This window comes from Arthrobacter sp. EpRS71 (assembly GCF_001512285.1).
In the GTDB taxonomy this organism is placed as follows: Bacteria; Actinomycetota; Actinomycetes; order Actinomycetales; family Micrococcaceae; genus Arthrobacter.
In genome coordinates this window covers 722,678-745,450 of the sequence record NZ_LNUV01000006.1, presented here as the reverse complement: position 1 = coordinate 745,450, position 22,773 = coordinate 722,678, and the positions used below count along the sequence as shown (strand labels likewise).

The 22,773-nt window shown below is 62.3% G+C and carries 24 protein-coding genes; 11 read left to right on the top strand and 13 right to left on the bottom strand.

Translation table 11 applies throughout. The annotated features are described in order from the left end of the window. The first annotated feature begins 1 nt into the window (after position 1). The 3 genes from AR689_RS13665 (at position 2) to AR689_RS13655 (ending at position 4,420) form a co-directional block, all read left to right on the top strand. Positions 2–898, top strand: coding sequence for a carbohydrate ABC transporter permease (locus tag AR689_RS13665; protein ID WP_062070981.1), 897 nt, complete (start codon positions 2–4; stop codon positions 896–898). Between the two features lie 74 nt (positions 899–972). Beyond that, positions 973–2,955 (top strand): pectinesterase family protein, encoded by a 1,983-nt coding sequence (locus AR689_RS13660; RefSeq protein ID WP_062070978.1) that lies wholly within the window; start codon positions 973–975, stop codon positions 2,953–2,955. Between the two features lies 1 nt (position 2,956). Continuing rightward, positions 2,957–4,420, top strand: coding sequence for a pectate lyase family protein (locus tag AR689_RS13655; protein ID WP_062073790.1), 1,464 nt, complete (start codon positions 2,957–2,959; stop codon positions 4,418–4,420). Positions 4,421–4,490: 70 nt separating this feature from the next. Here AR689_RS13655 and AR689_RS13650 read toward each other — a convergent pair whose 3' ends face one another. Beyond that, on the bottom strand, positions 4,491–4,922 hold the full coding sequence (locus AR689_RS13650; protein WP_062070977.1) for a universal stress protein: 432 nt from the start codon (positions 4,920–4,922) through the stop codon (positions 4,491–4,493). Positions 4,923–5,082: 160 nt separating this feature from the next. Between AR689_RS13650 and AR689_RS13645 the strand changes: the two genes are divergently transcribed. Together AR689_RS13645 and AR689_RS13640 are read left to right on the top strand one after the other, a co-directional pair. Continuing rightward, positions 5,083–5,889, top strand: a complete 807-nt coding sequence (locus AR689_RS13645) for an SDR family oxidoreductase (RefSeq protein WP_062070975.1) — start codon at positions 5,083–5,085, stop codon at positions 5,887–5,889. Between the two features lie 113 nt (positions 5,890–6,002). Continuing rightward, positions 6,003–6,212 (top strand): dodecin, encoded by a 210-nt coding sequence (locus AR689_RS13640; protein WP_062070973.1) that lies wholly within the window; start codon positions 6,003–6,005, stop codon positions 6,210–6,212. A gap of 55 nt (positions 6,213–6,267) precedes the next feature. Here AR689_RS13640 and AR689_RS13635 read toward each other — a convergent pair whose 3' ends face one another. Then, entirely contained in the window at positions 6,268–7,158 is an 891-nt protein-coding gene (locus tag AR689_RS13635) for a helix-turn-helix transcriptional regulator (RefSeq protein WP_062070971.1), read from the bottom strand. 201 nt (positions 7,159–7,359) lie between these two features. On the opposite strand from AR689_RS13635, the gene AR689_RS13630 reads away from it, so the two are divergent. From AR689_RS13630 to AR689_RS13610, 5 genes are read left to right on the top strand one after another with little or no spacing between them, the layout of a single operon-like run. Further along, entirely contained in the window at positions 7,360–8,181 is an 822-nt protein-coding gene (locus tag AR689_RS13630) for an aldo/keto reductase (RefSeq protein WP_062070969.1), read from the top strand. Between the two features lie 31 nt (positions 8,182–8,212). Then, entirely contained in the window at positions 8,213–9,184 is a 972-nt protein-coding gene (locus tag AR689_RS13625) for an aldo/keto reductase (protein ID WP_062070967.1), read from the top strand. Further along, on the top strand, positions 9,181–10,221 hold the full coding sequence (locus tag AR689_RS13620) for an NAD-dependent epimerase/dehydratase family protein (RefSeq protein WP_062070965.1): 1,041 nt from the start codon (positions 9,181–9,183) through the stop codon (positions 10,219–10,221). Before AR689_RS13625 ends, AR689_RS13620 begins: the two co-directional genes overlap by 4 nt. Then, entirely contained in the window at positions 10,218–11,048 is an 831-nt protein-coding gene (locus AR689_RS13615; protein ID WP_062070963.1) for an aldo/keto reductase, read from the top strand. Before AR689_RS13620 ends, AR689_RS13615 begins: the two co-directional genes overlap by 4 nt. Positions 11,049–11,062: 14 nt before the next feature. After that, the gene (locus AR689_RS13610; protein WP_062073789.1) at positions 11,063–12,085 is read left to right on the top strand and encodes a lactonase family protein; all 1,023 of its coding nucleotides are present in this window, start codon (positions 11,063–11,065) and stop codon (positions 12,083–12,085) included. Between the two features lie 74 nt (positions 12,086–12,159). On the opposite strand, the gene AR689_RS13605 is transcribed toward AR689_RS13610, so the two are convergent. The 6 genes from AR689_RS13605 to AR689_RS13580 form a co-directional block, all read right to left on the bottom strand. Continuing rightward, entirely contained in the window at positions 12,160–12,390 is a 231-nt protein-coding gene (locus AR689_RS13605; RefSeq protein ID WP_024819059.1) for a hypothetical protein, read from the bottom strand. Then, on the bottom strand, positions 12,387–12,584 hold the full coding sequence (locus AR689_RS13600; RefSeq protein WP_062070961.1) for a hypothetical protein: 198 nt from the start codon (positions 12,582–12,584) through the stop codon (positions 12,387–12,389). Before AR689_RS13600 ends, AR689_RS13605 begins: the two co-directional genes overlap by 4 nt. Before the next feature lie 214 nt (positions 12,585–12,798). Continuing rightward, positions 12,799–13,803, bottom strand: a complete 1,005-nt coding sequence (locus AR689_RS13595; protein ID WP_062070959.1) for a hypothetical protein — start codon at positions 13,801–13,803, stop codon at positions 12,799–12,801. Positions 13,804–13,808: 5 nt separating this feature from the next. After that, positions 13,809–14,318 (bottom strand): RNA polymerase sigma factor, encoded by a 510-nt coding sequence (locus AR689_RS13590; protein ID WP_062070957.1) that lies wholly within the window; start codon positions 14,316–14,318, stop codon positions 13,809–13,811. Positions 14,319–14,423: 105 nt separating this feature from the next. Beyond that, positions 14,424–16,898, bottom strand: coding sequence for an Ig-like domain-containing protein (locus tag AR689_RS13585; protein WP_062070955.1), 2,475 nt, complete (start codon positions 16,896–16,898; stop codon positions 14,424–14,426). A 24-nt stretch (positions 16,899–16,922) separates the two neighbouring features. Further along, positions 16,923–17,546 carry a hypothetical protein gene (locus AR689_RS13580; RefSeq protein WP_062070953.1) on the bottom strand — a complete coding sequence of 208 codons (624 nt, stop codon included), beginning with the start codon at positions 17,544–17,546 and terminating at the stop codon, positions 16,923–16,925. Between the two features lie 263 nt (positions 17,547–17,809). Between AR689_RS13580 and AR689_RS13575 the strand changes: the two genes are divergently transcribed. Next, positions 17,810–18,787 (top strand): serine hydrolase domain-containing protein, encoded by a 978-nt coding sequence (locus AR689_RS13575; protein ID WP_062070951.1) that lies wholly within the window; start codon positions 17,810–17,812, stop codon positions 18,785–18,787. Here AR689_RS13575 and AR689_RS13570 read toward each other — a convergent pair. The 5 genes from AR689_RS13570 to ureE all read right to left on the bottom strand — a co-directional run bounded on the left by AR689_RS13570 (position 18,784) and on the right by ureE (position 22,771). Then, positions 18,784–19,839, bottom strand: coding sequence for a HoxN/HupN/NixA family nickel/cobalt transporter (locus AR689_RS13570; RefSeq protein ID WP_062070949.1), 1,056 nt, complete (start codon positions 19,837–19,839; stop codon positions 18,784–18,786). The two genes, AR689_RS13575 and AR689_RS13570, sit on opposite strands and share 4 nt — an antisense overlap. Continuing rightward, complete coding sequence (locus tag AR689_RS13565; protein ID WP_197412956.1) at positions 19,839–20,711, bottom strand: urease accessory protein UreD; 873 nt, start codon at positions 20,709–20,711, stop codon at positions 19,839–19,841. The genes AR689_RS13570 and AR689_RS13565 overlap by 1 nt, the downstream gene beginning before the upstream one ends. A gap of 161 nt (positions 20,712–20,872) precedes the next feature. Beyond that, positions 20,873–21,490 (bottom strand): urease accessory protein UreG, encoded by a 618-nt coding sequence (gene ureG / locus AR689_RS13560; protein WP_062070947.1) that lies wholly within the window; start codon positions 21,488–21,490, stop codon positions 20,873–20,875. Positions 21,491–21,511: 21 nt separating this feature from the next. Then, complete coding sequence (locus tag AR689_RS13555) at positions 21,512–22,180, bottom strand: urease accessory protein UreF (protein ID WP_062070945.1); 669 nt, start codon at positions 22,178–22,180, stop codon at positions 21,512–21,514. 117 nt (positions 22,181–22,297) lie between these two features. Further along, positions 22,298–22,771 carry an urease accessory protein UreE gene (gene ureE / locus AR689_RS13550; RefSeq protein WP_062070943.1) on the bottom strand — a complete coding sequence of 158 codons (474 nt, stop codon included), beginning with the start codon at positions 22,769–22,771 and terminating at the stop codon, positions 22,298–22,300. Between the last annotated feature and the right edge of the window lie 2 nt (positions 22,772–22,773).

Here is a 22,773-nt window from a genome sequence, read left to right as displayed (position 1 = left end):
CATGGCACTCCTTGATTTACCTCTCAAGCGCAAGCTGGCCAAGCAGGATCAACCCGAAGACGCCCTGACGGGAACCCCGGTGTCCCGCTTCTCACGGCATCTGATTCTCTGCCTGGTGGGGCTGGTGATGCTCTACCCGTTGATGTGGCTGATCTCCAGCTCAATGAAGCCCAGCAACGATATTTTCAGGCAGCTGGGGCTCTGGCCCGAAAACTGGGACTTCTCCAACTACGCCCAGGGCTGGACCGCGCTGGACCAGCCGTTCCACGTTTACCTGATCAACTCCATGATCGTGGTGATTTTCTCCATCGTCGGCAACATCTTCTCCTGTGCCCTGGCCGCGTACGCCTTCGCGCGGATGGAGTTCACCGGGCGGAAGCTGTTCTTCGCCCTCATGCTGGGAACACTCATGCTGCCGGGCCACGTTCTTCTGGTTCCGCAGTACATCATCTTCTCCCAGCTCGGCTGGCTGGACACCTACCTGCCGCTGATCGTCCCCAACTTCATGGCCACCAATGCCTTCTTTATCTTCCTCATGGTGCAATTCATGAAGTCGCTGCCCAAGGAATTGGACGACGCCGCCCAGATTGACGGCTGTGGCCCGTTCCGTACTTTCATCCGGGTCATTCTGCCCCTCTGCGTGCCGGCCATGGCCACCACGGCTATTTTCACGTTCATCTCCACATGGAACGAGTTCTTCGGTCCGCTGCTCTACATCCAGAACCAGGACCTCTACACCGTTCCCTTGGCCCTTCGCGCCTTCATGGACTCGGAAGGACAAAGCATGTGGGGGCCCATGTTCGCCATGTCAGTGGTGTCCATCGCCCCCATCATCGGCTTCTTCATTGCAGGGCAGAAGTACCTGATCAACGGCATTGCCACCACCGGACTCAAGTAGCCCCTTAACCCCAGAGCAACACCAACCAGACAAGACAAGACAAGACAAGACAAGACAAGACAAAGGAGTTTTGCATGCGCCTGCGACGCCTGCTCGGCGCGGCCACCGCCGTCGTCATTCTTGGAAGCCTTACCGCTGTGCCCGCCAGGGCGGAACCCATCCACAGCGGCACAGAATCAACGGCGGAAGCGGCGGCCCTGTGGAAACAGCGGCCGGACGGTTTCGCGTCCCTTCCCGGCAACGGGCTTGAGGGCACCACCGGAGGCCAGGCGGGGAGGCACGTGAGCGTGTCCTCGCTGGAGGAACTCACAGCCTATGCCGCGGCCGAGGAGCCGCTGGTGATCTTCCTCAAGGGCAGCATCACGGCCCAGGACTACGTCAAGATTCCGGTCGCATCGAACAAGAGCTTCATCGGCACGGGCGCGGGAGTGGAACTGGTCAACGCCGGCTTCAAACTCATCAACGTGTCCAACGTGATCTTCCGGAACTTCACCGTCCGTGATTCCTACATTCCCGGCGACTGGGACGGCAAACGCCCGGACAACGATCGTGATGGCATCCAACTCGATACCTCGCACCATGTCTGGGTGGACCACATGAAGTTCGAGCGCATGGGCGACGGCATGATCGATACCCGCAAGGACTCGGACTACCTGACCTACTCGTGGAACGTGTTCGCGGACAACAACAAAGCCCTGGGCGTTGGCTGGACCAGCAACGCAGTCACCAAAATGACCATCCATCACAACTGGATCCGCAACACCGTCCAACGAAACTTCAGCCTGGACAACACTGCTGCCGCGCACATCTACAACAACTACCTGCAGGACGTTGGCCAGTACGGAATGATGGGCCGCAACGCCGCCAAGGTGGTCCTGGAGGGCAACTACTTCACCGCGGTTGCCGATCCCGTGGTGGCCAAGGACCCTGCCACGGAAATCGTCAACCGTGACAACATTTTCGATTCCACCCGCGGCCGCAAGGACAACGTCGGCAGCGCCTTCGACCCCACACAGTTCTACGCCTATTCCAAGGACAACGCCGCCACGGTCCCTGGCGTGGTCTCCACCAGCGCCGGGCCTCGCGAAAACAAAGCACCGAACACGACGGCGGAGGTCACGGTCGCGCTGGACGGCACCGGCGAATTCGGCAGCGTACAGGCGGCCATCGGCTCGATTCCCGTGGGCAACACACAACCCCGGACCATCACCATCAAGCCCGGTTTCTACCGGGAAGCGGTGAATGTCTGGGCCGACCGGCCCAACGTGACGCTGCAGGGAGCAACAGCCAACCCGGCCGACGTCGTCATTTCCTACGACACCCCGGCCAACGGCGCCAAGTTCTTCGGCGGAACCTGGGGTGCGGCCGGAAGTGCCACCCTTAACGTCCTGGCGGAAAACACCACGGTCCGGAACCTCACAGTGGAAAACGCGTATGACGAGGCCGTTAACGGCGGTAGCCAGGCCCTCGCCGTGCGGACGGTGGCGGACAAGGTCACCTTCGACAACACCAGGTTCCTCGGCAACCAGGACACCTACCTCGCGGACACCACCGGCCGTGACGCGACCGCCCGCACCTACTTGAAAAACTGCTACATCGAAGGTGACGTGGACTTCCTCTACGGCCGCGGCACAGCGGTGTTTGACGGCTGCACCATCCATTCGCTGGACCGCGGCAGCGACACGAACAACGGTTACATCGTGGCACCCAGCACCAAGGACTCCAACCCTTACGGCTTCCTGATCGTGAACAGCACCCTGACCTCTGACGCTGCACCCGGGACCGTCAGTTTGGGACGCCCATGGTTTGCCAGCAGCGACCCCAACGCGCACCCCATGGCCGTCATCCGGGACTCGAACCTGGGCAACCACATCGCCAAGCAGGGCTGGTCAGACATGAGTGGGCATGCTTGGACGGAAGGCCGCTTCGCTGAGTACAACAACACCGGGCCCGGCGCATACATCAACGAGTTCCACCCCCAGCTCACTCCGGAAGAGGCCCTGAAATTTACCAAGGACACGTTCCTCGGTGACTGGACCCCGGCGGCAGGTGCTTGAGATGGCGGACTCACAAAAAGGTAACATCCGACGCCGGACCCTCCTGACCGCTGGACTCGCAGCTGGCACCCTGGCCTCCACCGGCCTCTTCACCCCGGCCATGGCGGCGCCGGCCACTGATGGTTCCCCATCCGGCGTCGATCCCCACGGTTGGGACGAAGCGAGGCTGCCGGTGAACCGCGGGAGCGGTGGTTCCTGGACGTCGGCACCCGAGGGTTTCGCCGGCGTCGCATCCCACGGCCGCGACGGTACCACTGGTGGAGCGGGCGGCACACTGGTCCACGCCAGAACGCCGGAACAACTCCGGGCTTTCGCGAAAAGTGCCGAGCCGCTGGTGGTGATCGTGCACGGCGAACTGGTGTTCGCGGAGTACCAGAAATTGACGGTGACCTCCAACAAGTCCTTCCTCGGCGCAGGCACAGGGGCCGCGGTAGTCAATGCGGGTTTCAAACTGGTCAATGTCGCCAACGTCGTGTTCCGAAACTTCACGCTCCGGGACTCCTATATTCCCGGGGACTTTGTGGGGAAACGGCCTGACAATGACAGGGACGGGATCCAGATGGACACCTCCACACACGTCTGGGTGGACCATATGCATTTCACCCGGCTGGGCGACGGCCTGGTGGATATCCGCAAGGACTGCGACAACGTCACGCTGTCCTGGAACGTCTTTTCAGATCACAACAAGGCCCTTGGAGAGGGCTGGACGCAGAACGTGGTCACCCGGGTGACGCTGCATCACAACTGGATCCGGAACACGCACCAGCGCAACGCCAGCCTGGACAACACAGCGGCTTCGCACGTCTACAGCAATTACCTCGAGAACGTCTCCAGTTACGGCATGCTCGGGCGGAACGCTGCCTTGCTGCTGGTGGAAGGAAACTACTTCCGGGATGTCCGGAACCCCCTTCACCACCAGGGGCCCGGCGGTGCGCTGGTGGCCCGCAATAACGTATTTGAGGAGTGCACCGGGAACACCGGCCAGGAACGGGGCATCGCGTTCGACGTCCCCTACTCCTATGACCTGACGCCCGCCAAGGCAGTTCCGGCGCTGGTACGTGCTTTCGGAGGACCGTTGGGCGGGACCGAGCCGGCGCTTCGGGACGTCATCACCGTGGCATTGGACGGAACAGGCGATTTTGCCAGCATCCGGGCGGCCATTGGCGCAATCCCTGCGAATAACCCACGTGCTGTCACAGTGCTGCTGCAACCAGGGATTTACCACGAGCCCTCGGTTATCTGGGGTGACCGCCGGAACATCACCCTGGCCGGGGCAACGGGAAATGCGGAGGATGTGATCCTGAGCAACAGCGAAGGCGTTACCTTGCTGGTGGCTGCGGACGGTTCCACCGTGCGGGACCTCACCGTCACGTCCGATGCCCCTCAGTCCGGGCATGTCCTGCTGGTCACGGGCAGCGGAGTGAGCCGTTCCAACGTGGTGGTGCTGAACGGCACGTCGGGGTAACCCAACTGAGTAGCAGCACAGGCCGTTCTGAGCCCTCATAACGGCCTGTGCTGCTACCTACATGGGTTGGTTATGCGTCCACGTCCGTGTTCACGATGTACACGTCGCACGGAGCGCCGTGCGCCACGCTGTTGGCGATGCTGCCCAGGACGCGCCCGAGGCCCTTCATGCGCTTGTTGCCCACAACGATCAGCGAGGCGTTGTTGGTCTCGGCGTAGTTGATCAGGGCGTTGGCCGGAGTACCGCGGGCGGCGAAGTACTTGATGTTGCCGGCCGGGACGTCCAGTTCTTCGGAGACCTTGCGGGCCACGTATTCAGCGGAGTCCGCCGAGGAGACGGTGATGCGGTCGCTGCCGCTGCCGAATTCCTCGACGCGGTCATCGGAGAAGCCGCTGATCACGTGCAGTTCGGCGCCGAGTGCGGTGGCAAGCTTCGCTGCTGCCACTGCTGCGCGCTTGGCCGTCTCGCTGCTGTCAACGCCGACCACAATAACTTCTGACATGTGTACTCCTGGTTGTGGGGATTCACTGGGTGCTGCTGCTAGAAATCTACACTCCATCACCATCCGCCGGGTTGATCCTTTTGGATCGGGAGTGTTTACGGCTGGATTCACTGGGTAGGGGTAAAGCATCGGAACGATCACACGACCGAAAGGCGAGACCATGAGCGACGCATCATTTTCCCCGCAGACCGCTATCGTCACAGGATCGGATTCAGGCATCGGGCGGGCTACAGCGGTGGCCTTGGCCGCAGCAGGCATGGACGTTGGCATCACGTGGCACTCGGATGAGGAGGGCGCCGGGAAAACTGCGGAGGAAGTCCGCGGGCTGGGGCGAAAGGCCGTAGTTCGCCACCTCGACACCACAGATGCGCGGGGTACGGCGTCGGCCGTGGACCGGCTCGCTGAAGAACTCGGCGGCGTGGATGTGTTCGTCAACAACTCCGGAACCGGCGACGGCACCAAATTCCTGGAACTCGACTACGACACGTGGATGTCCACCGTGAACACCAATCTCAACGGTGCTTTCGTGGCAATGCAGGCCGCTGCCAAACACATGGTGAAGGCCGGCCGTGGTGGCCGCATCATCGCCGTCACCAGTGTCCACGAATTCCAGCCCAGGGTGGGGGCGTCGGCATACGACGCATCGAAGCATGGCCTGGGTGGCCTCATCAAGACCATGGCCTTGGAACTCGCTGAGTACGGCATCACGGCCAACAGCGTGGCACCGGGCGAAATAGCCACTCCCATGACAGGCCAGGAAGACCAGGACCCCAGGCAGAAGGATCGGCCCGGCATTCCGGTGGGGCGACCCGGCGATGCCCGTGAAGTCGCAGCTGTCATCGCCTTTCTGGCATCACCGGAATCCAGCTACGTCAACGGCGCTTCATGGGCGGTTGACGGCGGAATGCTGCAGATGGGGCCGCAGGCGGGCTCACACATCACCAGTAACCACTGGCGCGAGAGCTAGGCCCGCGCAGCCTCTGGCCGCACGGTGATCCGTGGGCTAGTCTGCATGGACGGCCTGCCTGGCGGGCCTGATTTTCTTGTCCAGAGATTCGTATGACGTTGATGAGGAGCACCATGGCCGGCCACACATATAGCGTTTCCGAAATTGTAGGAACTTCCACCGTAGGCGTTGACGACGCAATCAAGAACGGCATCGCAACGGCCTCCGAGACCCTGCGGAACCTGGACTGGTTTGAGGTCAAGGAAATCCGCGGCCACCTTGAGGACGGCGCAGTAGCCGACTGGCAGGTCACCATCAAACTCGGGTTCCGCTTGGAGCGCTGATCGACCCTCTACGCGAGTTGCCAGTTAATGCCAGTGTTCCCGCGGAACATTGGCATTAACTGTCCTCTCGGCTGGCGGGTTCGGGTTCGGGGACTTGGGCGCTGACGTCGCCGAAGTTCAACAGCGTCAAAGCGTCCGACGACGGCGAGCCGGCCTTCGCGGAATAGATCCTCAGCAGCTGGTCGGGGTCGTCCGGGAGACTGAGGGTTTCAAAGTTCAGTTCAAGGTCCCCCACTACCGGATGGTGCAACCGGACGGTGCCCGCGGATCGGGTGGCAACCCTATGGCCGGCCCACCATTGACGGAAGTGTTCGCTGTGGACGGCGAGTTCACCCACCAGTTGATTGGTCTGGGGATCGTTGGGGTGGCGGCCCACGTCCATGCGCAGGGCACCCACAGCTTCCGCAGCCACGGTCTTCCAATCCCTGAACAGAGCCCCGGCCAGGGGGTCCAGGATGATCCATCGCGTCAGGTTGCGCTCCGGGGCGGGAAGCGATGCGAAATCGGTGAACAGCAGGTGGGCCATTCGGTTTCCGGCCAGCACATCCGCACGCCGCCCCAACACCATGGCCGGAACATCACCCACGGCGTCGAGCAACTGCCGGAGTGCTGGCCTCACCTTTTGAACCGCGTTTTGTGCCAGGCCGGCACTGCCTGCGGAACTGGCGCAGTGCTCCAGCAGGTCCATCATGTGTGCCTGTTCCCCCGCGTCCAGGCGTAGTGCCCGGGCCACGGAGTCGAGGACAGCCTTGGACGGGTGGATGTTGCGGCCCTGCTCCAATCGTGTGTAGTAGTCGGTGCTCACTCCGGAGAGCCGGGCTACCTCTTCGCGGCGGAGTCCGGGTACCCTGCGGGCACCACTGTTCTCCTGCGCTCCGGCGTCCTCGGGTGAGAGGCGGGCACGCATGATTTTGAGGAATTTACCGAACTCGGCGCTTTGACCCATCTGCCCATTCTGCCGTTCGAGGCGTGTGAAAGGCCACCGTTGTGGGTAGGACTACCAGACCTAGGAAAAACAGGATCACGCTGGGTTGCTGACTCTGCCGCCAAAAGTGAATAGGCTCGGTACAGAGCCTCCGAAAACGCTTTCTGAGTCACGAAAGCGTGGAGCGCCCCGGACAAAGCCATCCCGTCGAAGGAGACCGTCATGCCAGAGCTGACATTGAATAACGGTGTCACCATCCCCCAGCTTGGATTCGGTGTCTTCCAAGTACCTGCCGAGGAAACGCAGAAGGTGGTGGAAGATGCCTTGGAAGCCGGCTACCGCCACATCGATACCGCGGCTGCGTACCGCAACGAGGCCGGGGTCGGCGCTGCAATCGCGGCCTCAGGCATTCCGCGGGAAGAACTCTTCATCACCACCAAGCTCCGCAACGGTGAGCAGGGCGAGGCCCATGACGCTTTCCAGCGCAGCAGGGACGCCTTGGGCCTGGAGGTCATTGACTTGTACCTCATCCACTGGCCCGTCCCGTCACAGGGCCTTTTCACCCAGGCGTGGAAGGAGATGGAGAAGCTGCACCAGGACAAGCAGATCCGAGCCATCGGCATCTCCAACTTCCTTCAGGACCACGTGGACACGCTGCTCAAGGAAGCGGAGGTGGTGCCGGCCGTCAACCAGATCGAAGTCCACCCGACGTTCCAGCAGGCCGAGCTGGCCAACAAGTGCCGTGACCTGGGCATCGCCGTGGAGGCTTACAGCCCGTTGGGGCAGGGTAAGGATCTGAACGCGGAGCAAGTGGCCCTGGTGGCCGCCGCCCACGGCACTACTCCTGCACAAGTGATCCTGGCCTGGCACCTCGCTCAGGGGACCATCGTGATCCCCAAGTCCGCGGACTCGAAGAGGATGCGCGAGAACTTCGGCGCAGCTGACCTCACTCTCACCGAATCCGAACTGGCGGCCATCACGGCGCTCGAGGCCGGCGCCCGCATCGGTTCCGATCCCGCCGTCGCAGCTTTTACCCAGCTCTAAAGCCCCACGAACAAGCAAAGGACTCAACCACATGCAGTACACCCACCTGGGCCGTTCCGGCCTGAAAGTTTCCCGTCTTTGCCTGGGCACCATGAACTTCGGCCCGCAAACCGACGAGGCAACTGCACACTCCATCATGGATTCCGCACTGGAATCCGGCATTAATTTCTTTGACACCGCCAACGTCTATGGTGGCACCGAGCACCGCGGCTGGACCGAGGAAATCATCGGCCGCTGGTTCGCGAAGGGCGGCGAGCGCCGCGAGCGGACCGTCCTGGCCACCAAGCTGTACGGCACCATGACGGACCGTCCCAACGAGTCCAAATTGTCGGCACTGAATATCCGACGGGCACTGGATGCAAGCCTGAAGCGGCTGCAGACGGATTACATCGACATCTACCAGTTCCACCACATCGATCGCGATACGCCGTGGGATGAGATTTGGCAGGCAATCGAGGTTGGCGTCCAGCAGGGCAAGATCCTGTACTCGGGCAGCAGCAACTTTGCCGGCTGGCACATTGCCCAAGCGCAGGATGCCGCCCGCAAACGCAACTACACCGGGCTGGTCAGCGAGCAGTCCATCTACAACCTGTTCCGGCGTGAAGTGGAGCTCGAGGTCATCCCGGCCGCGCAGAACTACGGATTGGGCCTCATTCCGTGGTCTCCGCTTCAGGGCGGGCTGTTGGGTGGCGTGCTGAAGAAGGAAGAGCAGGGAGTCCGGCGCGCTGAGGGCCGCGCCTTGGAGACGCTCCGCAAGCACGAGGACCAGATCCGTCAGTATGAGGATTTCGCGGACGAACTTGGCCACAAGCCCGGCGACGTGGCACTTGCCTGGTTGCTCCACCAGCCTGCAGTGACTGCTCCGATTGTTGGGCCGCGTACCCAGGAGCAGTTGGACGCTGCCATCCGCGCACTGGACGTGTCCCTTAATGAGGATGCCCTCAAGCGGCTCGACGACATCTTCCCGGGCCACCGCCCGGCTCCCGAAGACTACGCCTGGTGAGCACCCTCCTCTCCGGCAGCTTTGGAAAAGCAGCGGACACCGTCTCGCCACGGACCATCCTGTTCATCGGCGGGACCGGGGTCATCAGTGCGGCGGCGGCTGAACGCGCCGTCGCACTGGGCCACCGGCTGACCATCCTCACCAGGGGACGGTCAGCCGGGCGGCCTGTCCCGGATGGCGCCGAGGTCCTCCATGCGGACATCCGCGACGCCGCAGCCGCGCAGGAGGTACTTCAAGGAAGAGAGTTCGACGCCGTTGCGGACTTTATCTCCTACACCCCGGATCAGGCGCGGGCCGGCGTGGAATTGTTCCGCGGGCGCACAGGTCAGTACGTCTTCATCAGTTCAGCTTCGGCGTACCAGAAGCCGCCCACAACACTGCCGATCCGGGAATCGACCCCGTTGAAGAACCCGTTCTGGCAGTACTCGCGGGACAAGATCGCCTGCGAGGAGCTTTTGTTCGGGGCTTACCGTGAGCTGGACTTCCCGGTGACCGTGGTCCGGCCGTCCCACACCTATGATCGGACCAAGATTGCGATGGTGGGCGGGTGGACGGACATCCACCGGATGCGTGCCGGGATGCCGATCATGGTGCACGGCGACGGTACCTCGTTGTGGACGTTGACTCACAGCCGGGACTTTGCCAAAGCCTTCGTTGCTCTGCTGGGCCGGCCGCAGGCTGTGGGTGAGAGCTACACCATCACCTCTGACGAGTTCCTTCCTTGGAATCAGATCTACCGCCTGTTTGCCCGGGCGGCCGGGGTGGACGAGCCTGAGTTGTTCCACGTTTCCTCGGAGACCATCGCAGCCCACAGTCCTGAGCTCGGCCCCAATCTGCTGGGCGACCGCTCGCACTCCGTGGTGTTCGACAACTCCAAAATCAAGGCGCTGGTCCCTGACTACGTGGCCACGATTCCGTTCGCGGACGGTGCGCGGGAGATCGTGGCATGGCATGATCAGCATCCTGAGCTCCAGGTGGTTAAAGAGGACTATATGGAGCTATGCGATCGGCTTTACGAAAGGAATGTGCGCCCATGACATTTGCCCCGCTCATTGAACTCAACGACGGCCATAAGATCCCGCAACTGGGACTAGGTACGTGGCCGTTGAATGATGCCCAGGTTGCCGATGCCGTGGTGGAGGCTGTGTCGCATGGTTACCGGCACGTGGACACCGCAAAGAAGTACGGCAATGAGTCGGGCGTGGGCAACGGCATCCGTACCTGCGGGGTGAATCGCGAAGAGCTCTTCATCACCACCAAGCTGGACGGCGAATTCCAGGGTTCAGGCAAGGCCGTTGCCGGACTGGATGGGTCCTTGGAGCGCTTGGGGCTGGAGTATGTTGACCTGTTGCTGATCCACTGGCCCCTCCCCCGCCGCGGTGAGTTTGTGTCCACGTGGAAGACTTTCGAGGAATTGCAGGCCTCGGGCAGGGCGCGCTCCATCGGGGTTTCCAACTTCAAGCCGGCCCACCTGGACCAACTGTTGCGCGAAACGGATGTGGTTCCGGCCATCAACCAGATTCAGGTCAGCCCGTCCATCCCGCGGTCTGCTGCCAGGGCTTTCAACGAAGCGAATGGCATCGTCACGGAGTCCTACAGTCCACTGGGTGCCAGCAGCGATCTGTTGAACGCTCCGGTACTTGCCGGCATTGGCGAGAAGTACGGAAAGACGCCGGGCCAAGTGGTGCTCCGATGGCACATCCAGCAAGGCTTGGTGGCCATACCCAAAACCGCGAATCCGCAGCGCATGAAGGAGAACCTGAATGTCTTCGACTTCGAACTGGACCAGGAGGATCTCGCCAAACTGCAAACGCTCGACGGCGGGCCTGACGCAGGCGTTGACTCCGACGTTCAGGGGCACTGACTGTGGCGGCACTGATCTGGGTTGGCTGCTACACCGCTGACAGGGATGGGAACGGCGAGGGCATCACGGCCCTTGCCGCGGACGACGACGGTCAACTGAGCTCCCTCGGCTTGGCCGTCCATGCCAATTCGCCGTCGTTCCTTGCACTGCACCCAACGCTCCCGGTGGTCTACGCCGTTGCAGAAGAAGGCAAGACCGTGCGTGCGTATCGCCAGACGGGCGACGCTGAACTGGAGGCCTTCGGCGATCCGTGGCCGGCGGGTGAGGCGACCTGCCACGTGGCCGCCGATCCGCTGGGACGATTTATTGTTGCCACGTGTTGGGGCGATGGTCAGGTCATCCTGTACGAACTGGACCACGACGGCGCCATCACCTCGCGCACCAGTGCGGCAGCCGCCGTCGATCCCCACAGTGCGACGTCTCCGGACGAGCCGCGGCCAAGCCGTGCGCACTCAAGCCTGATGCTGCCCGATGGCCGCGTCATGACCACGGACCTGGGGCATGACCTGGTCCGTGTGTGGCAGTACGCGCCGGGTGAAGGGCTGAAGCCGGATCACCACGTGATCCTCCCCGAGGGTTCCGGGCCACGGCACATGGCATGGCATCACAGCGGAACTGTCTTGGTGAACACCGAATACTCGGTGGAAGTAGCCGCGGTCCGGATGGAACCGGACGGCGCTTATGTGCTGGCATCCTTGGTTGCGGCGAGTGCCACAGGGGCCAAGGACGGCGACTCCGGTGCGGAGATTGCGTTGTCTGCGGACGGCGGTTTCGCGTATGTAGGTGTGCGTGGATCCGACCGCATCTGCGTGCTGAAGGTGTCCGCTGGCGGGACTGACGTGCAACCCGTCGGGGAGGTGCCGTGCGGCGGCGAGTGGCCGCGCCACCACTTGGTCCGCGAAGGCTGGCTGTACGTGGCGCATGAGCGGTCCAACGACGTCGTGAGTTTCAGGATTGACCCCACAACCGGTCTGCCGGAGGGCCCCGTCAGCCGGGTGGAAACGGGCTCGCCCAGCGTGCTGATTCCCGCCGTTTAATTACCGCCGAGATGGCATTTAATACGTATGATCCGCTCAGACATTGGTATTAAATGCCACCTCGGCGAGTCTTTTCAGGCGGTCCAGACCTCGACGTCGTCGGTTCCGCAGATCAGTCGGCGGCCTGTTGGTTCCAGGACCACCCAGAGCAACTCCTGGTGCTTCGACACATCATCAACGCGGCCAGTGCCGGCGCCCCATGCGACGTCGTAAATCCACACTGGATCGCCGGAGTTGAGCTCGGTCCACTCAGCAGCCGGAACGTGGCGGTAATCGGCGGGCCTGTTGAGGATGGTGCTGGTCATGCCGACACGTCAGCGGCAGTGCGGCGCCGCCATACGGTGGGCACGCCCTCGTGGGCCGGCAGGACGTGGCCTTCCGCGAAAACCTGGACGGCATCAGGATCGGTGTCCGGGCTCCACAGGCCCGATGCCGGGCAGTGGGAACCGGTAGGCATGACGCGGGTGGCTCGTTCGCGCAGGAGGGCGATGCTCTTCATCGTTGAAACTCATCCTTGGGTAGATCGGGGGCGCTATGTGAAGCAGATCTCCTCAACCCTATGAAACTCCCGCCTCAATCGTTATGGACAAGTGCATAGCGTTCACGAATTTTCCCATGCAAAAGCACAGTGAGTTCCGCCCCCCATCCCAACTAGGTAGCAGTTGAGGTCGTTCTCAGCTCTCAGAACGACCTCAACTGCTACCTAGATGGGGTTATTTGTAGCTCACGCTGAGGAGCATGGACTTCAGCTGGGCGTACTGCGTGGTGCTCATCCAGGCCTTGGCCGCTTCCGGGGTTGCGAAGGCTGGCTGCTTGTTGAGGTCAAAGATGACGCGCGCGGACATGTACCCGTTGGGCATCTTGACTTGGTTGGACCCCGAGCCCGTCTCTCCGGATTGGAGCTGGGAGGGAATCCGCAGATCCATGAAGTAGCTGGGCGGATCCAGCACGGGTGCGGTGCCTGCAGGCGCTCCGTAAGGCACATAAGTGGCTTGGTTGGCAGCGAAGCCGAACTCCACGGAGTTGCCGGACGTGTCCGTGAGACCAGGAACCACTGCGCGATCGTAGACGGTCCTGGTCACGGGCCCTCCGGTGCCGTCGCCATAGAAGCCACTGGATACGAAGGCGACCTCGGCACCGGTGCTGTCCAAAACGGTGGCTCCGTCGGAAGCCCCTTGTTCCGGGCGAACGGTCCAGCCCAAGGGGTAGGTGAAGGAGATGTGTCCGTCCGGGAACGTGAATGTCTGCGCTGTAGCCACCGGAGCAGGCGGCGGTGTTGGAGCAGTTGTTGGTGCCACAGCCGGCACTGTAGGAGCAGCGGGCGGGGTGGTGACCGGCGCAGCCACGGTGGGCGTTGCCGACGGACTGGCCGAGGGGGTCGCAGTGGGCGTGGGCGTTGGAGTGACCGAACCGCTGGGCGTGGGCGTTGAGGTTGGGAGTGTCACAGCGGGCATTGGATTGGAACTGACCGTCTCGAAGCTCGAGGCAACAAGGACGCCTGCCGTGACGGCCGCAGCGCCGAGCAACAGTCCTCCCGCAATCCGGGCTTTGCGGCGCCTCCGCTGCTCCAAGGATGTCACCGCGGCGAGCGGGCGGTTATCGCTGAACACCGTGGTGCCCGAAAGAATTTTGTGGAGCGCTTCCTCACCGTTGGGTTCCGCCACTGGTTCGATAGCGAGCGGGTCAATCGCTGATATCTGGTTCTTGATCGGATCCATTGTCTTCAGACCCCCATCTTCTGTGTAGTCGAGTTGGCCCCTGCAGGCAGATGTTTGCGGAACGCCGTGCGGGCCCGGTGAAGGCGGACTTTGGCCGCCGATTCGCTGCACTGCAGCACCTTGGCGATATCGGCGGTCCCCAACCCGTCCCAGTACGCCATCTGCAAAATGTCGCGGTCCTTCTCCCGCAAACGCTCCATCGCATCCTGAACCGCCACGTTCTCGGAGTCGCCACCAAAGCGCTGCACCGCCGTCGCCCGCAGCTTTTCCTGCAGCGCCAGCCGCCTGTCGCGGCTCCGGTATGCGTTTCCCACAAGGTTCCTTGCAACGGTCAGGAGGTACGGCAGGTCCGGGTGGGAATCGTCGGACCATTTTTGCCACACGATGCGGTAGACGTCGGCGGCGATCTCCTCAGCTACATCAACGGATTCAACACGTCGGCAAACGAACTTGAACACGGATGGGTAGCTGTCTTTGTGAATGGCGATGAACGCCAATTCGCGCTCTGAAAGCACGATTGTTCCCCCTGATGGATAGAGCCCTGAACTGCAGGATACTTGTATAGTTTCCGGCCGGGCGGCCAGGGTTACACGCGGCACAATGTTTTAGGAACCGGCCCGCTAGAAGTCGCGATCCAGCGCCCCTGGTTCACTGAGGGGTGCCAGGGAGCAGGCAACTCCAGCGGTGGAAATAACCGCCGACGTCGGTGTCCAGACCATGGTGGCCGCCGCACCTGACGTCCTTACACCGGCACCGCCACTGGCCGCTGCACCCAGGACGACGGTAACCACCGTGCGGGGCACTCCGCCCACTGTTTCGGTGGTGGCGGTCATGGTGGCGTTGAACACCACCGTCTTGCGGTTCTTGGCGTAGTTCTGCTTCAGGTTCACTGATCCAAGGTTGACGCTGCTTCCGGTGCGCTGCACATCCAGGACATCCTGGCCGTTGCCCAGGCCCAACAGGTTGCCGTCACGCAATCGAACCGTCACAGGGAGCGCCGCCCCGGCCCAACCGGGCGTAACCGTGGCCGGATTAACCTGCTGGCTGTAGACGAAACTCATGGAATCACCCGTTTCGAGTTTTCCTTGGATGGCCCCGCCATTGGTGGTCCGGATGTCCGCGGCCCGCAGTGGGCTGTTATCCACCCTTCTGGCAGCCACCGTCGCGGAGATGGTTTCCTTGCCATTCCGGTCCGTGAGTATCGCCCGGAGATCGTACGTTCCGTCCGTGTAAGCGGTGGTGTTCCAACTGCAGCTGTAGGGAGCCGTGGCAAGGGTGCAAAGCGTGCTCCACGTTGAGGTCCCGGCGGGTGCCACCTGGATCCGAACAGAAGCCACCCCCGCGGTGGAGTTCGCCGCGGCCGTCAGCGGCACAGTACCCGTGACGTAGGCGCCGGGATCGTCCACGGACACCGATGCCACCGTGTTGTCCACGGTTCTGCTGAGCGCCGCGGAGGTGGTGGTGTTTCCCGCGGCATCCACGCTGATGGACCTGAACGAGTAGCTGGCGTCAGCCACCGTAGTGGTATCGAAGCGGCAAGAATAGGGGCTCTCGGTCACTGTGCACACAGTGACCCACGTGCTGGTGCCTGTCCGGGCGTACTGGAGGCTGACCTGAGCCACACCGGAATGGGCATCCGTGGATGTCGCGGCCAGTGTGCGCACCCCGCTGAGCGGTGTCCCCGGATCCGTCATTGTCACTGCAGGAGCCTGGTTGTCCACGGTAATGTCCGTGACCACCGCCGAATACGTGGTGGTGAGGCCGGCTACGGCAACAGCCCGGAGATCGTAGGTTTCATTGGCGGTGAGCGCCGTGTTCCACGTGCAGTTATAGGGCGCAGTGACATAGAGGCACAGGGTGCTCCACTTGTTCGCCCCGGCCAAGGAGTATTCAACCCGCACGCTGTAGAGCGTGTTGCCCGCGCCCAACAAGCTGGTGGACAGGGGAATGCTGCCGCGGACTGCTTCGGCCGGACTGGCGAGGACCACCACGAGGTTGTTGGCCACGGTAGTTGTCCGAGGAGCCGTGACAGAGGCGAGCCCGGCGTTATCCGTAGCCCGCGCGCGGAGGCTGTAGCCGCCGTCGGGCACTGCTTTGGTGTTCCACTGGCAGGTGACCGTAGCGGTTGCGGCGGAACAGAGGGCGGTCCAGGTTGTTGCGCCGTCGCGGAGGTACTCGACGTCGATGCTTCGGATGCCTGACTCGGCGTCCTGCGCTGTGGCCGAGATGGCAACGGTGTCTTTGACCGAGGCTCCGGGGTCCGCGAGCGTTACGGTGGGCGGATTCCAATCCGGGGAAGCAGCCCAACTGTTCGCGGGGGTGGACGTGACTGAAGTAAAGGCAGCGGCGGACGTACCAGCCGTGGCGCCGAGGATCACCAGCACCGCGATAACCGCGGCGAGGAGAAACGCCGCGATGCCCTTGATACGTGGGTTGGCCCAGAGCGCCGGGGCGGCCGCTGACCCACGCCCGGCGGCCGGTGCCGGTTCCCGCTGTCGCTGCTCGTGGCCTTCCCGCCGGGAACGGCGTACTTGGGGTTGATCCGCTGAGCCGCCCACATAGATGGCACAGACCACAGCCAGAAGCGTTCCCACAGACCAGATGGCGATCTGCGGGAACGTCTCGTGCGTCATCCATAGACCTGGCAGGCCGATCATTGGCACCAGGACACGGGCCTTGCCGCTGATTTGTTCACGTCTCATGGGCGTGCTGTCCACGTCCACGTTGGCGTCGCCGGCGGTGACGTACGTGCCGTCATCGTTGGCGCCGACAATCCGGTGGAGCCGTGTTTTTTCTGTTCCGTCCGGCTCAGCCTCGGCTGGGCTCAGGTAAGCCACTACCCCGCCTACCGGAACAGGTTCGGCGTCGGAAAGCTTGGAGGTGAGAACAACATCGCCCGGGCTGATGTGCGGTTCCATGGAACCGCTTTGCACCACACTTCCGCTCCAACCCAACAGGGCAGGAAAGAGAGCGATGACCGCCAGGCTCAGGGAAATACCCAGATATACCCTGGCGACAATGCCCACGACGAAGGGAACCCATCCATCAGCGGAGAACAGGGCCGATCCGGCGCTGTCCTTGGTTTCCAAGCTCACGACGCAGCAGAGAGTCCAATCAGCCTACGGAGTAGGCGCGGTGTCCGACTGCAGTTCCCACACCAGGTCAATGCCCACGCGGGCGCCCTGCAATGCGTTGATCTGGTCCTGGGTCATACCGGTGGTGTTGAACCGCCATGTTCCGCGGTAGCTCTGGGTCTCTCCGGGTGTGCCAGCGGTATCCCAGGAGGAGCCGCCCGTGGCGAAGTCGCGGTTTTGAACTGCCAGCGTGGAGATGGGAAGCTCCGGAACCGTGTTTGCTATGGGTGTAAAGCCTGTGCAGTCATTGAACGAACCACCCGTACCCTGCTCCAGATCAAAGAAGATGCGGTCCTCGAGGCCGCGGTCCGAAATCAAATTCTGAGTGTAAGCACGCACTTCACCGGCAACATTTGAATTCGATGTCACCACAATGCATTTCTGGCCGGTCTGGCCCGGGACAATGTTTTCCACGGTGAATGCAGCAGCACCAAGGTCATCGTCCGTCAAGGTGACGCTGCCAGTGCTCCACGCGCTTCCTGAGTTGCGGGTTGTTGCGGTGAATGCGGCCTGCGACCCCTGCCAGACCATCGCTCCGGCAATAAGGATGGCTAACGGTCCAGCCGTAAAGGCCGCGATGGCCCTGGTCCGTGATGAGGGTGTTTTCATAATGCGAATCCTTTGCTTGAGACCGGTCCGGGGCCGCACGCAGGAAAGCAATCGAAACCAGACACCCCATTCACTGCGTCACGACAACATCAGCGTACGGTAATTACGGGCTTCTATCTACAAGACAGTCATGTAATTAACTTACTTGTCATTGACTTGTCATATCTGCGTATCAACTCTATGACTATTGCAGTTTTGCCCCTTCTTCCCGGAGCTCGCGATAGATTTGACGAAGAATCCCCGAGCGAAGGCGTGAACAAACCATGGTTGAAACAGGACCCGCTGCAGACTGGGCCCGCAAGCAGGTAGACCTCGGACGCGTGCCAGTGGGGGTGCTGGGCATCGCTTCGAGCCAAGGCATTGAGGACATTGTGGCGTTCGGGTCCGACGACGGCAGGCAAGCCACAGCCGACGATCACTTTGCGCTGTTCTCAGTCACCAAACCCATCAGCTCCCTGACCGTGATGCGGCAGGTTGAACTGGGGAAGCTCTCCTTGGGAGCCGCTCTCACTGACGCCCTCCCTGATTTTGGTGCCGGCCGCACTGACACTGTGACTCTGGAACACTTGCTCAGCCACCGCTCGGGAATTTCCGATCCAGCACTCGACGGCGGCACTCCCCTCCGCGAAGCGCTCACCGCCGCGGGTCACGCCTTCTACGCCGGCTCCCTGGTTCAGTACTGCAACATAGCTTTTGAAGGTGCCGCGGCGATGGCCGAGTGGGCTGGCGGGGCACCGTTCGAAGACCAGCTTCTGGCGTTGGCAGCTGACACCGGAGCCCACGGCCTCACCTTCGACACGGGGTCCAACCCGCACATCGTCCACGGCACGGACGCAGCGGGCCTCGACGTCCAGGCAATGTACAAGAACAGGCATCCCGGGGCTGGACTTTTCGGCACGGCCGCAGATTTGCTCAGTCTTGGCTCCGAGCTCCTACGGGGTTCCGGGAAAGCCGTCCATCCCGCAACTCTTGCCGCGATGCGCCGTCCCCGGACCACCGGGGTTTCCCACATCACCACCCGGCCCCAGCCACTACGCCACACCGGGCTCGGCTTCCAGATGCCCGCCAACGAGTCCGAGCTTTTTGCGCGGGGGATCTACGGGCACCCGGGCTGGTCCGGAACGGAGTGGTGGATGTTCCCGGAGCAGGACCGCTGCGTGGTGTTCCTGACTAATGTGCTGAACGCCCCGGATCTCGGCGTGGACACCGCTGAGCTGTTCAACGCGGTGGCGGTTTCCTAGCTGCTCCCAGCTACCCTGCCGCGTGCCCTGCCGCGCACCGCGGATACGCCCCACACGATCACGAACAGGCCAACCAGGATCAGGCCGGCATCGCCAAGGTCAATCTCGCCGAGCCAGGTGGTGATGGGGTCCTCAAGGTCAAATGCGGAATTCATGAAACCACCCAGCGTGATCACGGCGATGAACAACGCCGAGACGGCCGAAATGCCGGTGATGACGGCGTTGAAACCGAGCTTGCGCTTCGGGTTGTGGATGGCCGATTTGTACATTTTCATCATGGCGACGCCGTTGACTGAATCGCACAGGGTCATGGCGGCCGTGAACGCGAGCGGCAGGGCCATCAAGGCGAGCGGCGAGACCCCGGCGAGTGACGCCGTCGTGGTGATGACCAGCAGCCCGATGGTGGTGGCGGTATCGAACCCCAGCCCGAACAGGAAACCGATCACGTAAATGTTCCGCGGCCGCTCCACCTTGCTTAGCGGTTTGGCGAGCAGCCGGGCCACAAAGCCCTTCGCTTCAAGGTCTTCGGTACGCACTTCACCGCCGCGCTGCACCTGACGGTAAACGTTGGTGGCGCGGACGAACGCCGAGCCGTTGAACAAGCCCATGGCCAGCAGGAACACCCCGGACACTCCGCTGCCGATCAGGCCCAGCACTTTGTTTTCCGTGGTGCCGTCCTCCATGAACTGCCCAATCAACGTGGCACCGGCCACCACCAGCAGCCCGGCCAGGATCACCACGGAGCTGTGGCCCAGGCTGAAGGCAAAGCCGACGCTCACGGGGTCTTTGTGTTGCGCCACGAATTTGCGGGTGGAGTTGTCGATCGCCGCGATGTGATCCCAGTCGTAGCTGTGCTTAATCCCGGCCACGTAGGCGGTGATCACCAGCCCCAGCGCCAGCGGCTGCGCGCCACCGGCTGTACCACCAAGCAACAGCACGACGGCGGCGAGATGCAACGCGGCAACGGCACCGAAGGTGAACAGCAGCCGGGTCCGCAGGGACAACTGCTCCCGCTCCCGGTACATGGTGGCGAACTCGGTCAGCGCAGTCATCAATACTTCCTCAGGTTCAAAGGCGCCTGCCCAAACCAGCGTTCCCTCAGAACACTGGCGCAGACACCCAGTAATGTGTTGAGTTCCTCAGTGCTGTTCGACAACGATCGCAGCACAAGCCCGGTGCTCCCGGCAATCGTCCTGGTCAAAGAAACTCCGGTGTACGCGTCAAAATCACGGGTCATGTGGTGCATCTCGTCAGCGAGCGCTTGATCCACCCGCGGGTCCACCACCACCAAAGACCCCAGGTGGCTGAAGCCTTCCATGAACCCCATCCCGGTGACGTCGTTGAGGGGTGGCCGGATCAGGAGGTTGTCCAGCGCCAACAGCTTCGCACCGTCCGCGTCCTCGATCCAGATCTCGTTGCGCAGCCGCACCTCTTCGTACTTGAAGGATGCGCCGTCCGGCGACCACCCCGGCGTGATGACCTCCGCCATGACAAGGCTCGACGTCGGGTGGAGACTGATGTGCGAATTCTGCCGATAGCTCGCTTCCCGGTAGGCGATCAACTGGTCGGGCATCAGCTCCAACCGCGATCCCTCCCCCAGCCGGACGCGCATCCGCTGCTCAGCAAACGAGCCCGGAGTCCGGTACACCTTGGTGGCCGATTGCGTGGTCAACAGCAACGCGGCATTGCTTTCAACCTCCACATCAATGAGGAACAAGTCCGCCCCAAGATAGGCCCCGCCAGGATTGACCATGACGTAGCAAACCTGCCCGCTCTCATCCAGGTAATGCGGCCTGAGCACCCGCAAGGCGCCCTCATGGAACTGCCGCGAAGCAACGGACCGCCCCCCTCGCACAGAAACCCCAAGCTCCAACCGCCCCCGAACCGCCCCGTCACCGAGGGCCAACGTGGAGTCAGGCCCCAGCTTTCCCAAAGGGCTCGGTGCGGCCTGCAACGTCCGCTGCTCGCTACCGCGACGTGAGCCGACCGCTGCGGCGGCGGAGCCGGATTTTCGGGCCGCGGCGTGGCGGGCATCGCGAAGCGGGCACGGCCCAAAATCCGGCGTAGCCGCCGCAGCCCCGCCGATCACGACGCCAAGTCGAGCATTAGGACGTCGCGGCGGATCCAGTTGAGGACCTCGTCCAGGCCTTCGTCCGTCTTCAGGTTCGTGAAGCAGAACGGCTTGTTTCCGCGGAATTCTTTGGAGTCCCGTTCCATGACTGCGAGGTCCGCTCCGACGTGGGGTGCGAGGTCTGTTTTGTTGATGATGAAGAGGTCGGATTTGATCATGCCTTGGCCGGCTTTGCGGGGGATTTTTTCGCCTTGGGCGACGTCGATGATGTAGATGGAGAAGTCGACGAGTTCGGGGCTGAAGGTGGCGGAGAGGTTGTCACCGCCGGATTCGACGAAGATGACTTGCAGGTCGGGGTGCCTGGTCTTGAGTTCTTCGATGGCTGCGGTGTTCATGGAGGTGTCTTCGCGGATGGCGGTGTGGGGGCATCCGCCGGTTTCGACGCCGATGATCCGGTTTTCGGGAAGGATGCCGTTGGCGGCGAGGATTTTGGCGTCTTCGATGGTGTAGATGTCGTTGGTGATGGCGGCCATGGAGATGTCGCGGCTCATGTGCCGGGTGATGCGTTCCACGAGCTGCGTTTTGCCGGCTCCGACGGGTCCGCCGACACCGATTTTGATGGGTTCTGTCATGTTTTTTGTCCTTTGCACTTGTTAGCTCATGAACATGCGGGCGCGTTGCCGTTCGTGCCGCATTTGTGAAATTTCGAGGCCGGGGCTGACGGCCCCAAAGTCGTCCCAGCACAGCTGTGCTACATCCTTGGTGGCGGCAGCGACGGCGTCGTGCGCGTCCCGAAGTACCCGCTGCCCGGCGTTCTGCCCTAATGGAATGGCTCGCACGGCGTTCTGCGTCAGCGAAGTGACTGTGGCAAAAAGATAGGCAGAAAGCGCCTCCTCAAAAGGAACCCCCAAAGACCGGGCAATAACCCCAAAAGCCAAGGGTTGATGCCCAGCGGCACTCCCCGCCCGGACAAGTCCCCGATACGCTTCCAATTCAGCCGACGGAAACACCTCCCCACCAATCTCCAGAAGCCGTCCCCCCATTTTGAGCGAAGCCTCCCGAACCTCCCGAGCCAACAACTGCGAAGACAACACCCCATCCAACAAACCGACATCCACCCCCTCATAAAGAAAGCGAACGGCCAACCCATCAGAATAAGTCAGTTGCTGCCCCACAAACGCCCACAGCCAACCCCCAAAAGACCCCTCATCCCGGACAAGCCCCCGCTCGATGTAGCTCTCAAACCCCAGAGAATGAGCAAAAGCCCCCGTAGGCAACGCGGAGTCGGTCAACTGTTGAAGAGCAAGCTGATAGGAGGTCATGCTGCCTCACTGGTGGGCTCAACCGCGAAGCGGGCACGGCCCCTATCACCCGCCGCAGGCTCGCCGAACGCGGCGCCCCAGCCACGGTCACCCACGGTACGCGACCTTGCCGCGGTATTAGTGCGAATGCTCTGCATGGCGGAAGGGCACCGGCATGACCCGCTCTTGCCTGTCGTAGGGGACGCCGACGCTCTTCAGATAGTCCTCGACAGTGTGGTCGTACTGACAGACCATGACTTCGGCCCCGTATTCGGATGATGCGTCGAAGAATTGTGCTTGCAGGTGCCGGTTGCCGAGTGAGTGTGCCACGACGCCCATTTCGTGGATGCTCCGCGGCCCTATGACCAGGACGTCGGTGGGCAGTACGGAGATGATGATGACGTTGGTGGCATCGACGGCGAGGATGTCGCCGTCGCGGAGGTCTCCGGTGCCGGTGGGGAGTCGGATGCCGAGTTCTTTGCCGTGGTCGGTGGTGACGCGTTGGATGCGTTTGACGAGCAGGGCGCTGGGGAGGATGACTTTTTCTTTGTGGTGGCCTGTGTAGTCGGCGGGTTGTTCGTGGAGGTTGCCCAGTATTTTTTCGATGATCATGG